Origin of the sequence: Leifsonia sp. 2MCAF36, from assembly GCF_052115525.1 — a bacterium.
Classification (GTDB): domain Bacteria; phylum Actinomycetota; class Actinomycetes; order Actinomycetales; family Microbacteriaceae; genus Leifsonia.
Window position 1 is genome coordinate 201145 of sequence record NZ_JBFRGV010000005.1, and the last position, 12231, is coordinate 213375.

General features: G+C 66.0%; 14 protein-coding genes and 1 tRNA gene. 4 read left to right on the forward strand and 11 right to left on the reverse strand.

Annotated elements, in window-relative coordinates; genetic code table 11:
- Positions 1-3 precede the first annotated feature (3 nt).
- From AB4079_RS09805 to AB4079_RS09835, 7 genes are all read right to left on the reverse strand, one after another.
- The gene (locus AB4079_RS09805; RefSeq protein WP_441787106.1) at positions 4-1044 is read right to left on the reverse strand and encodes a hypothetical protein; all 1041 of its coding nucleotides are present in this window, start codon (positions 1042-1044) and stop codon (positions 4-6) included.
- 5 nt (positions 1045-1049) lie between these two features.
- Complete coding sequence (locus AB4079_RS09810) at positions 1050-1373, reverse strand: hypothetical protein (protein ID WP_441787107.1); 324 nt, start codon at positions 1371-1373, stop codon at positions 1050-1052.
- A complete protein-coding gene (locus AB4079_RS09815) occupies positions 1370-1525 on the reverse strand; it encodes a hypothetical protein (protein ID WP_441787108.1) in 156 nt (51 codons plus the stop codon). The genes AB4079_RS09810 and AB4079_RS09815 overlap by 4 nt, the downstream gene beginning before the upstream one ends.
- A 4-nt stretch (positions 1526-1529) precedes the next feature.
- Entirely contained in the window at positions 1530-2183 is a 654-nt protein-coding gene (locus AB4079_RS09820; RefSeq protein WP_441787109.1) for a hypothetical protein, read from the reverse strand.
- Positions 2184-2270: 87 nt separating this feature from the next.
- Positions 2271-3374 (reverse strand): hypothetical protein, encoded by a 1104-nt coding sequence (locus tag AB4079_RS09825; protein ID WP_441787110.1) that lies wholly within the window; start codon positions 3372-3374, stop codon positions 2271-2273.
- On the reverse strand, positions 3371-4135 hold the full coding sequence (locus AB4079_RS09830; RefSeq protein ID WP_441787111.1) for a sigma factor: 765 nt from the start codon (positions 4133-4135) through the stop codon (positions 3371-3373). Before AB4079_RS09830 ends, AB4079_RS09825 begins: the two co-directional genes overlap by 4 nt.
- A gap of 447 nt (positions 4136-4582) precedes the next feature.
- Complete coding sequence (locus AB4079_RS09835; protein ID WP_441787112.1) at positions 4583-4750, reverse strand: helix-turn-helix transcriptional regulator; 168 nt, start codon at positions 4748-4750, stop codon at positions 4583-4585.
- A 133-nt stretch (positions 4751-4883) separates the two neighbouring features.
- Between AB4079_RS09835 and AB4079_RS09840 the strand changes: the two genes are divergently transcribed.
- From AB4079_RS09840 to AB4079_RS09850, 3 genes are all read left to right on the forward strand, one after another.
- Complete coding sequence (locus AB4079_RS09840) at positions 4884-5465, forward strand: helix-turn-helix domain-containing protein (RefSeq protein ID WP_441787113.1); 582 nt, start codon at positions 4884-4886, stop codon at positions 5463-5465.
- A gap of 12 nt (positions 5466-5477) precedes the next feature.
- Entirely contained in the window at positions 5478-6629 is a 1152-nt protein-coding gene (locus AB4079_RS09845) for a tyrosine-type recombinase/integrase (protein ID WP_441787114.1), read from the forward strand.
- A 185-nt stretch (positions 6630-6814) separates the two neighbouring features.
- Entirely contained in the window at positions 6815-7399 is a 585-nt protein-coding gene (locus AB4079_RS09850; protein ID WP_441787115.1) for a hypothetical protein, read from the forward strand.
- 186 nt (positions 7400-7585) lie between these two features.
- On the opposite strand, the gene AB4079_RS09855 is transcribed toward AB4079_RS09850, so the two are convergent.
- The 4 genes from AB4079_RS09855 to serS form a co-directional block, all read right to left on the reverse strand.
- Positions 7586-7670: transfer RNA gene (locus AB4079_RS09855), tRNA-Ser, on the reverse strand.
- A 69-nt stretch (positions 7671-7739) separates the two neighbouring features.
- A complete protein-coding gene (locus tag AB4079_RS09860) occupies positions 7740-9029 on the reverse strand; it encodes an LCP family glycopolymer transferase (protein WP_441787116.1) in 1290 nt (429 codons plus the stop codon).
- Between the two features lie 96 nt (positions 9030-9125).
- Positions 9126-9929, reverse strand: a complete 804-nt coding sequence (locus tag AB4079_RS09865; RefSeq protein WP_441787117.1) for an HAD family hydrolase — start codon at positions 9927-9929, stop codon at positions 9126-9128.
- Positions 9926-11191, reverse strand: a complete 1266-nt coding sequence (gene serS, locus AB4079_RS09870; protein WP_441787118.1) for a serine--tRNA ligase — start codon at positions 11189-11191, stop codon at positions 9926-9928. Before serS ends, AB4079_RS09865 begins: the two co-directional genes overlap by 4 nt.
- A 44-nt stretch (positions 11192-11235) precedes the next feature.
- Here serS and AB4079_RS09875 point away from each other — a divergent pair, with 44 nt between their 5' ends.
- Positions 11236-12231, forward strand: a complete 996-nt coding sequence (locus AB4079_RS09875; protein ID WP_441787119.1) for a diacylglycerol/lipid kinase family protein — start codon at positions 11236-11238, stop codon at positions 12229-12231.

The following is a 12231-nucleotide window of genomic DNA, read 5'->3' on the forward strand; positions in this document are numbered from 1 at the left end:
GAGCTACTTCCCAACCTTGATGACCCGCGCGGCCGAGCGCACGGGAGCGGCGGCGGTCGACGCCCGCGAGAACTGGTCACGGACCGAGAACCGGTGATGAAGGGCGGTGCCGACTTCGGCGCCAGCGAAGGAGACCAGCTTGGTGGCCCACAACGGCGAGAACGATGCCGCGATCACGGCACCTGCGGCGACCAGGACGACCCCGATGTTGAGGCTCGCCTTCGTCAATTCGACCGCAAGTAGGACAACGCCGGCGGCGAGGGGTTTGGCGATCAGAAGGCCGATGGAAAGGTTGATCCAGCGTTGTGCCCAGGCGGTGAGCTTGGGCTGCCCGATCATCATCAACCCGACCGGGGCCATCGCCGCCAGCGCGAGGAGTCCGAATTCTCGGATCGACATCGCGATGAACAGAAACAGTGACGCGATCATCATCAGCCCCACGACGAGCAGTGCGATGACGTAATCGCCGACCGCGGCCGGTCCCTGAGCGCCTTGTGCAGCCACCGTGAAGATCACGCCGCCTTGCGTGAATTGAGCGTTGTGCATGATTACGTTCGGCGCTTGTTTCGTAATGTCGAGTAGGCCAACGACCCGTAGCAGGCCCGTGCTGAGGTCCCCTCCTTGGACGGTGGTGGTGAGACTAGTCGTCACGGCGTCGGTGATTCCCGATGCTTTCTGCATGCCCCACACACAGATCGCTGAGAACGGAATGGCCAGGGCCGCGCCGGCGGCGGTGCGGCCGATCCGCGCCCAGTCCTGCAGGATCATGGCGATGCCGATCTGGACCAGGGCGACGATGAGGATGACCGGCGCGGTGACGGCGATCCAGAACAGGAACTGCGAGTGCGCGATCTCCCAGCTGCCTTGATCGATGTCTGTGTTGAACGCTCCGGCGATCATGGTGGCGATGAAGTCGCCAAGGTTGCGGATCGTGGAGCCCATGAACTGGGCGATGGTCTGCGAGGCTTGGCAGCCGAAGTCGGCGACGAAGCAACTGTAGTTCGGCGAGAACGGGTCCGCCGGAGCAGCAGCGACGATGACCATGATGATCACGCCACGTGGAGCGACTGGCCCCAGTTGATGAGTCCGGCAATGCTGCCGGCGATGGCGACGCCGGCGACGCAGCTGACCACTCCGACGATGCCGGCCTTCTGGACCCGGCCGTTGCTGGACACGTGGCCGACGACGATGAAGCCACCGGCGATCAGACCGCCAATCACGCCGAGGATGAGCACGATCGCGAACACGACATTCGCGATCGACTGAAGGGCTCCCACGCCAGGGCCGGAGAAGTCCGGGCTGGGGTTTGGGACGGCCGCCACGGTGATGATGCGTGCGTGGACGGTGACAAGGGCTTCGTTGAGTGCGTTCATGATTCGGTGTTCCTTTCGGTGGGATCGGTTCTCGGGTCGGGTTGGCTGATCTCGGCCATCCGTCTCGCGGCCAGAAGCCCGGAGCCGATGATGCCGAGGAGGGCAATGCCGACGATGGCCAGGAGGCCGAGCAGGTTGAGCAAGATATCCATGAGGTCACTCCCCGCCGGCATTCGCCGCAGTGGTCGCTGAGGCCGGCAGCGGAACGGTCAGGTGCAGTGGCTGCCCCTCGGAAGGGACGTCCATGGTGAGCAGGAGACGGTCGACACCGACGGGCAAGTACCAGGCGGCAGCGAAGGAACGCTCTTTGTCGTTCGGGAGGCTCCAGGTCGACTGGCCGTAAAAGAGACCGCTCGGCAACCATGGCAAATCCGCGGCATGGGCGATTGCTGGTCCGTCGGCGGTGTCGAGCACGGCCGGCTCCGGTCGGCCGTCGAACTGAGTCCCTTTCAGCGTGGTACCGGTGACGTCCTGGTAGGTCTGGTTGCCCTGTGAGGGCTTCCATTCGCCGGTCATCGTGAACTTGACGAAGATCACCGACGTACCAGCGGGAAACAGCTCTTGTTTCGAATCTGGGAGAGTGCAGCGGCAGCCGTTCTTTGCCTTGATGGTCTTTCCAGGGAAGACCTGAACGTAGACGGTGTCGACGATGCCGTTGGCAGCCGGTGTTGCGTCGCTGGATGGGATCGCGGTCGGTTGGGCCGGTGCGACCGTTGTGAAGGACGGGTTCTTGGCTGGAGCGGCGGTGACGCAGCCGGCGAGGGCCAGGCATGGCAGGAGCGCTGCGAATGCGATCAGCTTCTTGGTCATCTCAATTCACCTCGGTTTCGTGTGCGCCCTTCACTTAGACCTTCCGGTTGGGGGCGGATTCTGGCGCGCATCTCGGGATTTCGTTGGTCAGGGGACCTGTATGTGCTGGTGGTTGCAGGTATCGGGAAAGTCGCTGGTGATGTTGAGCAGGAGGCCCAGCGACACGTGGGCGCGGGACCGGCAGTCGCTTTGACCGGCCGATGAGCCGTGCGGTGCGTACGGATCCAGCGCATGAATGAGCTGGAGGGAGAGGTTGTCTGCGCCCGTGAGGGACTGACGGTTGATCGCGTAGAAGTCGACCGCTTTGCCCTTCCAGTGCGCGGATGCGGTTCCCGCGCCGGGGGTCATTCCTGTGCAACGGCGGTTGAGGTCGCTGACCCCGACCTGTTGGAAGGACTGGACGGCGACGACGATCAACTGGAGGACGTGCGCGTCGATCGTGCAGTCCGGTGTCGCGGTCCCGTCAGCCATGTTGATGATCTGCTGCTGGTAGCGGGGCTCGAGGAAGTTCAGCTTCTTCGCCTGGATCGCCGCCACCAGGACCGTGGCGGCCGCGCGAGCGTCCGCCGGCACCTGACAGGTGCCCGCGCTCGCCCCCGTCAGGGCAGTCAGTACCTGTTCGGCAGGTGTCCAGAACGGGGCGTAGTGATTCGGGTCGGCGTTGATCTGGACCGCGTGCGCGACCAGGGTCGGTGCGAGTGTCTGCCAATCCGGGACGTGCAGCATCCGGGTATAAAACGCCGCGGCCGCGGTCGCTGGGTCCATCCGCTCTGCAGGGGTCCCGTAGCTGGCGCCCTGCTGGAAGACACCGATGGTGGTGTTGTCGACGGCGTCCCCGTGATCGAGGTTCTGCAGTCCGGATTCGCCGATGGCGACCATCAGTGCAAGTGTCTGCCCGTGCGGTGGCACGCTCATCTGTTGGCCGACGGTGATGATCGTCGCTGCGATCTTGAGCTGGTCCGGTCCGTAGCCGTCGACGGTCTTGCCGGCCTCCACGGACGGGGCGGACCCGCCACATACTCCCCCGCCGCCACCGAACCCGTTCGCTCCCATCGCGAGCACCAACGACACCGGCACTGCGACAAGCGCGACGGGGACGACCAGGACGATGACGGCCGCGACGATCAGAACGTTGCGGGTCGTTTTCGGATGCGACAACGCGTGAGCTGCGGCCGCGCCGGCGCTGATCATGCCGCCTCCTCCTGTTCGAGGACGGTCCGGGCGATCATCAGCAACCGTTTCGCGGTCGCGATCCGCGCTCGCGCGGAGCCGGGATGGATGTGCAGTGTCGCCGCGATGGTGGCTGCGTCGTCGCCGATCATTTCTGCGACCTCCCGGAAGCCACCGGTCTCGGGCACGCACGACAGGATCACGGACCCGGTCAGCGGCAGTCCCGCGTCCGCGGCCGCCAAGGCGGCGAGCACGGTCTGTGCGGTCTGGCACACCCGGTCATGGATCGTGCGGACACCGCGCCTGGACAACTGATGGGCGTCTGCCACCCGCTCGGCGTCGCCGTCTGCCAGGCTCAGATCGCTCATCACGTGCCAGTCGGATGGACCGACGAAGTCGGCGACGAGCACCATCCACCGGTGTGCGTCGAACCGGCGGATGAGTGCCTCCAGCGGGTCGAGGTCTGAGTGGGATTCGATGTCGTCGGGAACCTCATCCATCGGGACGTACTTCCGCTCGATCTCCCGAAGCACGACATGGCGGGCGATGCCGAAAACGAACGCGTGCGGCGACCCCCGCTGGGGGTCATACACGGAGACTCGGCGCCAGACCGATTCCCGGACGATCTGCAGAACAGCATCAATTTCATTCGGGCGGCCGCGCAGTTGAAAGCGGACATACGGTCGCAGGGTGTCGACTTCACGGAGCAACTCCGTCAGCCGGGCATCCGCACGCGTGCGGATTTGGGTTCCTCCAGCCACGAGAACACAACCTTCCTTCACGGAGGTGGCTAATGCGAAGGATCGAGTTCGGGTTCTAGACCCGTCAGAGCTTGAGACTCAGCGCAACTGAGCGCGCGGAAGCCCCCTGTAAGCAGCGAGGAATGTCCAAGGCGACGCCGGGAATGTATCGCTGAGGGCGGCGCGCCCTGGTTCAGAGGTGGAGAGGCGACTGCGACTAAGGGGTCCGGGAGTCTCAGCCACGATGCGTCACCGCCGCCCGGACTCGAATCGGGAGCCTTGCGTTACGGCGAAGTGGGTAAGGACCAACCGCTCCATTTGCTGCCGCACGCTACCCCCGAACAGGGGTCGCGGATGAGCGGCACGCCGAGGCGAACCAGCTGTTCTACTGACAGCTCTCGCACTGCAGGTCATCCATCGGATCGACCGGCACGAGATACCCGTCAACGAAGTCCTGGATGACCCCAGGAGCGGGCGGCAGCGAGTGGATTACGCGTACACTCCCGTCCTCGTCTGGGCGCTCGCCTCCAGCCATGCCAACACCTCCGCCCGCTTGTAGAGGACGGTGCGAGGCGTCGGCTTATAGAACCGCGGCCCCTTGCCGTGATAACGCAGCTGGGCCAGCGCTGCGAGAGAGAGCCCCGTGATTTCAACCACTTCTGATGGCTGAATGAAATCTCCCGTCATTTCGATCTCCTTCGTTTCGACAACCGGGGAGTCACTGAATTGTTAGATCGACGATAGCAATCATTCTGTAGATTGACAAGGACTTGTGCGTTAGGCTGTCGAAATGACGGACTACCGATCCGAAACCAGCGTTGGCGCGCGAATCAAGGCGGCGCGGCGGGAACGCGGATTCCGGACAACTCGGGAATTGGCGGACGTAATTCCCGGCGGCAATGTCACCCGGGCAGTCCTCGAGAACATCGAGTCCGGCAGGAAGGCAGACATCAGCGTTAGCCAGCTGCTCAACATTGCGCGCGGGCTGGATGTGCCCGTGAGCATGCTGCTGGCGCCGATCGGTGCACCCTCATCCGAGCTTGACCTACCAAACCTCAGCGACGACTTCACCGGAATGACCGCAGCCGAGTTCGACTGCTGGTTTTCGGCCACACCTCTGAGCTCCTACCAGCCCAGACTCGCCTCCGAGCGAGAAGACATCGCCACGTTGAACGCACTTCGTGAGCTCGCCACATTGCGACGGGAGATTGACCGCCTACGGCTGGTTCGCGATGTCGGCAAGTCCTCTGGAGACTCCGAACTCGCATCTGACTCCGGCCTCGAGGACCGCCTCCAATCGGTTGAGCGTGAGGTCACGCGGCTAGCCGCACTTCTCATGTCGGCTGGCATCGCAGAAGTGGGAGCACCCTAGGGGAGGGTCAAAATGGGCAGCGTCCTGTCCTATGAGTCTGCGGGTGGTCGACGCTATCGCGTTCTGTACCGAGCCCCGGATCACCGCCAGACAACGAAGCGCGGATTCAAAACGAAACGTGAAGCCGAGCTGTACCTCGCCTCTGTCGAGACAAACAAGGCACGCGGAGAGTACATCGACGCGAGCGCCGCGCGGGTGACAATCGCCTCCCTCGGGGCCGAGTGGCTGGCGAACCAGATGCACCTCAAACCGTCCTCACTCCGACCGCTGGAAATCGCATGGCGGCTCCAGGTTGAACCCCGCTGGGGGAAGGTCCCAGTCGGCGAGGTGAGGCACTCGGATGTCCAGGCGTGGGTGACCTCGCTGAGCGCTGGCAGGTCGGCGACAACCGTTTTGCGGGCTTTCGGCGTCCTTGCCGGCATTCTCGATGTCGCGGTCAAGGACCGTCGCGTGCCGGTCAATGTCGCGCGAGGGTCACGCCTGCCGCGCAAAGTTCCTCGTGCTCACCGGTACCTCACTCACCAGCAGGTCCATGATCTCGCCGCAGCGAGCGGCAAGCACGAAGCCCTCGTGCTTTTGCTCGCCTACACCGGCCTCCGCTGGGGCGAAGTGATCGCCCTGCGCGCACGCGACGTCGACTTCACTCGCCGCCGGCTCGCGATCTCCGAGAACGCGGTAGAGGTTGGACCGGAGACGATCGTCGGGACTCCGAAGAGTCACAAGCGGAGATCGGTGCCATTCCCGGCGTTCCTTGACGACGCGCTGGCCGGAGCTGTTTCGGGAAAGCGGGGTGACGACCTCCTCTTCTCCGGCCGGTTTGGCGAACATTTGAAGCGCGCGACCCGGGGTCAGCGAACCTGGTTCAAGAGCGCTCTCGAACGGTCCGGGCTTGAGCCCATGACGGTCCACGACCTGCGTCACACAGCTGCCAGCCTCGCCGTGAGCGCGGGCGCCAACGTGAAGGCGGTGCAGCGAATGCTCGGCCACGCGTCCGCCGCGATGACGCTGGACGTTTACGCGGACCTTTTCGACGACGACCTCGACGCGGTTGCCCAAGCGCTCGACACTGCCGCAAGACGGTCCGTCGATCGCGGAGACCACCTCGCCGAGCGTTCTCCGTCGGTGATGACTAGACCAATACGCGCCGCCGACATACCTCGCTAGCTTGCCCACGCACTTAACCCCGGCATGGACAACCCGTATTGGAACCGCCGGCAAGCGGGGCGCCGGGACCAGCGACGCGCAACACTGGATCGTCCCGGGCAGAATCAATGGCCGCGCTCCGTGTAGTCCACATCCGACGACTCGAACCAAGGCGTCAGAACAGTCCCCAGTCATATGGTGAGGGCATGCTCGAAGACCTCGACGCTAAGTACCGACTGTCGTACCTCATCGGTGAGGTCGTCAGAAACGACGTCTGGGCCGAGAGCGAGATGCGCTCGGTGTGGCGTGCGCTGCATAACGCGCAGCTGCCCATCGGACCTATGCAACGGAACTTCGGGTTCTTGATTCCGCAGGTTCGGAAGACTCTGCGGCTCCCAGCCGTCCCCGAGCCGTTCCGCAAAATTGCGCTCGAAGTCGTCGAGGCCACCCACGCGGCACATCAGAGGCGAAACACAGTCGCGCACGATCTCTTGATGCAGGACCACTTCGATTCGAACCTGGTGCGCTCGATGCGGACATCTGCGGCGCCGCGACCGCTGTTGGAACTCCACGCCGTTAGCCAGGATCTGATGACGATGGCGTGGAGACTGCGAGGCATCTGGGTGACCGCGCCCCGTTGGCTACGCGGACCATTCAGCGATGATGGGCAGACGCGAGATTCTCTGCTGTCGTGGACCAGGGTGGCGATGGGTCATATCCGAGCCGACGTCCCGAACGCTATCGTCGGGACCCCTGGAGATGCGCCTGAACCGCCAGGCGGCTACCGCTAAAAAACGGCATTCGCCTCTCGCTCGAAGCGAACGGCGATTCAGTGCTTGGCGATCACGAATAATCAGCTCGACCGACCTACTCGTGGACGGCATTGTTGTCAATTTGTTGTCAAACCAGCCACGTTCAGCCAGTAATCCGGCCCGAAATCCCAGTATATCACTGGGATTTAGACCTGCATTTCGGGGCGGAGGGCGTGGGATTCGAACCCACGAGACATTTCTGCCCACCAGTTTTCAAGACTGGCTCCATCGGCCGCTCGGACAGCCCTCCCGGCGCCGGATCGGAATCCGGCGTCGCCTGAGTCTAACGAACCGGCAGGCGCGTCAGGGGAGAGCGGCCTCAGTCGGTGAACGGCTTGGAGCAGGTGTACTGCGCCGCGGTCTGGCCGTGCACGTCGGACGGGAGGGTCACGGCGCCGTCGGTCGGTGCCGGTGTCGAGCCGTCGCCCGGGTCCTGCGTTGCCGGCGCCTGCGTGGCGGGCGCCTGGGTCGCGGGAGCCTGGGACGCCGGGGCCTGCGTGGCCGGGGCGTTGGGATCGGTCTCCGATCCGACGCCGGTGTTGCCGGTCAGCGCGACCGGCTGGTCGTTCCGGAGGGCGCTCATGAGCTGTTGCGCCGCATCCGTCGTCGGCACGACGCCGTCGCCCTGGTAGTGGTTCGGGTACTGCACGAACACGACCTTGCTGATGTCGATGTTCTTCAGCGCCATGGCCATCGAGACGATCGTCGTCGGGTTGTTGAGGCTGTTGGAGAGCGTGATGTTGCTGGTCGCCGCCTTCGCGATCCCGTACAGCTTGACCGGGTTGCTCAGCACGTCCGCGCTCTTGATCGTGCGAACGAGGGACGAGAGGAACACCTGCTGGTTGCTGATGCGGCCGAGGTCCGAGCCGTCGCCGACGCCGTGCCGGGTCCGGAGGAAGGCGAGCGCCTGCGCGCCCTGCAGGGTGTTCTGGCCGGCCTTCACATCCAGACCGGTGTACGGGTCTGTGATGTCGCCGGCGACACACACGGGTATGCCGCCGACCGCGTTCGACATCTCGATCACGCCGTCGAACTGGATGACACCCGCGTACGGGATGTCGAGTCCGGTCAGCTTCTCCACCGTGAGCACCGTGCAGGCGAGGCCGCCGTAGCTGAGCGAGTTGTTGATCTTCTGCCGGCTCATCGAGTCGAAGCTGCCGCCCTTGGGGTCCGGGCACGACGGGATGGCCACGTACATGTCGCGGGGGAAGCTGATCACGGTCGCGTTCTGGTGGTCCGCGGAGACGTGCAGCAGCATCGTCACGTCGTTCAGGTTCTCACCGCGGTCGCCGTACGCCGCGTTGCCGCCGCCGGAATCACTGCCCGCCAGGAGGACGTTGAAGGCGCCGTCCATTGCGCCGACGCCAGGCGTGACTTCGTGGCCCTTCGCGTCGACCAGCTTGACCGACTTCTTGACGCTGGACGCCACATCCACCGCCGCGTACGCCGCGAGCGAGACGCCCGTCACACCGACAACGGCGATGAGGGCGACGAAGATCTTGAGGAGTGCCTTGAGCGGATGGTGCTGCTTCAGCCGTCCGTGACGGACCGCCGGTCCTGCCGCCTTCTCCTGCGCTCGCGCTTGCGCGCGGGTGGGCATCTCGCTCATTCACTTCCTTCCGATCAGCCATGTTCGCATCCACAGGGGTGCACCCGGAAGAGCGCACGCCATCTAAGAGCTTGACACGGGAGGCTGGTAGTGCACCTAGAACGCGTCGAGCACCTCTGCGAGGCCATCGTCGACGACGGGTCCCGTGGTGCGCGTGGCGGCCGCCTTCACCTCGTCCGGAGACTGCCCCATCGCCACGCTGAGCCCCTCCGCGCCCGCCCACTGCAGCAGCTCCAGGTCGTTCCGGCCGTCGCCGACAGCCACGACGTGGGTGCGCGGGATGTCCAGCGCGTGCCGCACCCGCTCCATGGCCGTCGCCTTGCTCACGCCGTCGGGCGAGATGTCGAGCCATGCCGTCCAGCCGATGGAGTAGCTGACGCGCTGCAGCCCCATCCGGTCGACGATGGAGAGGAACTCTTCGGTGTCGTGCTCGGGCGAGACGACGACGACGCGGGTGGCGGGATGCTCCAGCAGCTCGTCGAACGGCACCTCCTCGGCGTTCACCAGCTCCCAATCGGTCATGCCCTCGGTGTACCGACGGAAACCGGTCGGACCCTCGACCATGAAGCTTCCGCTGGGGAGGTGCGGACGGATGGTCTGCAGCACGTCGGTCGGGTCGAACACCTCGATGAACTCGCGCCGGTAACTGCCCTCGAGGGTTTCGTCGCGCTTCATCGTCAGCGCGCCGTTCGCACACACGACGAATTCGCTGGTCAGGCCGAACTCCTCGTGGATGGGGCGAGCGGTCTCCCAGCTGCGACCGGTCGCGAGCATGACCTCGTGGCCGGCTTCACGGACGCGGGTCACCGCCGCCCGCACGGCGTCGCCGACGGTCTCGTCCTCGTGGATGAGCGTGCCGTCGACGTCGAGCGCGATCAGCAGGCGGTCGTCGCCGCTCACCGGGAGATCGGCTCCAGCAGTTCGAGGCCGCCCAGGTACGGGCGCAGCGCCTCGGGGACGCGCACGGAGCCGTCCTCCTGCTGGTGGGTCTCCAGGATCGCGACGAGCCAGCGCGTGGTGGCCAGCGTGCCGTTGAGGGTCGCGACCGGCGCCGTCTTGCCGCTCTCGGTGCGGTAGCGGATGTCGAGCCGTCGCGCCTGGAAGGTCGTGCAGTTCGAGGTGGAGGTGAGCTCGCGGTAGCGGCCCTGGGTCGGGATCCACGCCTCCACGTCGTACTTGCGCGCGGCACTCGAACCCAGGTCGCCTGCGGCGGTGTCGATGACCCGATAGCTGAGGCCGAGCGCCTGCATCATCTCCTCCTGCCAGCCGAGCAGCCGCTGGTGCTCGGCCTCGGCCTCCTCAGGACGGGCGTAGACGAACATCTCCAGCTTGGTGAACTGGTGCACGCGGATGATGCCGCGCGTGTCCTTGCCCGCCGAGCCGGCCTCACGCCGGTAGCAGGTCGACCAGCCGGCGTACCGCACCGGCTCGCCCACCTCGATGATCTCGTCGGAGTGGTAGCCGGCGAGCGCGACCTCGCTCGTGCCGGTCAGGTAGAGGTCGTCGTTCGCGAGGTGGTAGACCTCGTCGGCGTGCGCCCCGAGGAAGCCGGTGCCCTGCATGATCTCCGGCTTCACCAGTGTCGGCGTGATCATCGGGATGAAACCGTTCTGCAGCGCCTTGTCGAGCGCCATGTTCATCAGCGCCAGCTCCAGCCGGGCGCCGATGCCGCGCAGGTACGAGAAGCGGGCGCCCGCCACCTTGGCGCCGCGGGCCATGTCGATCGCACCGAGCAGTTCGCCGAGCTCCAGGTGGTCGCGCGCCTCGAAGCCGAACTCGGGGATGTCCCCAACGGTCTTGAGCACGACATAGTCGTCTTCGCCGCCGGACGGCACGCCGTCGACGATCGGGTTGCCGATGCTGCGGACCAGCTGATCGAAGCGCGCGTCCGCCTCGTTCGCCGTCTGCTGGGCCTCCTTGACGCGGCCGGCGAGCTGCTGCGCCTGGGCGACGAGCTCTTTCTTCTGCTCTTTGGGCGCCTGCGCGACGGTCTTGCCGAAAGCGTTCTGCTCGGCGCGGAGCTCCTCGAAGGCGGTGATGGCGGCGCGGCGCTCGATGTCGGCTTGGATCGCCTCATCCACCAGCCGCACGGAGTCGCCGCGCGCCTCCTGCGAGCGGCGGATGACATCGGGATTCTCGCGGAGGAGCACAGGATCGATCACCTGACCAGCTTATCGACCGATGCCGAACAGGTAGCGTGAGGACCGTGAACGGACGGGGCGGGCAAGAGCACAGGCTCGTCGCGATCGTCTACAACCCGGTTCGGGTCGACGTGCCCCGCGTGCGGGCCGCTGTCGAAGCGGCCGCCGCTGCCGCCCAAGCGGAGGCCGGCCGCACCGAACTGCTGTGGCTGGAGACGACTCCCGAGGAGGCCGGCCAGGCGCAGGCCCGGGAGGCGCTCGACCGGGGCGCGACGCTGGTGCTGGCCGCCGGCGGGGACGGAACCGTGCGAGCCGTCGCCGAGGCCCTCCGGGGCCGGGATGCCACGCTCGCGGTCATCCCGGGCGGCACCGGCAACCTGCTGGCGCGCAACCTGAGCATCCCGTTCGCGAACGTGGAGAGCGCGTGCGCCATCGCGTTCGGGGGCCAGACGCGCCGAATCGACCTGGGGGCGGCATCCGCACTGCGTCCCGACGGGACGGTCACCGAGCACGCGTTCCTGGTGATGGCGGGCGTGGGGATCGACGCGGCCATGATCGCGGCGGCGCGCCCCGAACTGAAGCGCCGCTTCGGCTGGCTCGCCTACGTGGATGCGGCGGTCCGCGCCCTCCCGGCCTCCGTGAAGGTGCACGTGCGGTTCCGGTTGGATGGCGGACCCGAGCGTTCGGCGCACGTCAGCACCCTCCTCGTCGCCAACTGCGGCGCACTGCCCGGGAACATCGAGCTCATCCCGGACGCAGCGATCGACGACGGGCTGCTCGACGTGGCCATCCTGCAGCCCGCGTCCGTCTTCGGCTGGCTGGCGATCTGGCGCAAGGTGACCTGGGAGAACCGGGTGCTGCGCAAGTCCGCCCTCGGCCGGCGGATCATCCGCTTCACCGACCGCGCCGTGCGTACGCGGCTCAGCTACCTGCGCGGCGCGTCCGTGCGGCTCGAGGTGGATGCGCCGGAGCCGTTCGAGCTCGACGGGGACGCGTTCGGCGACATCGTCGGCCTCGACCTCTCCGTGGAAGCGCGGAGCCTGCTGGTGGCTGTTCCCTGA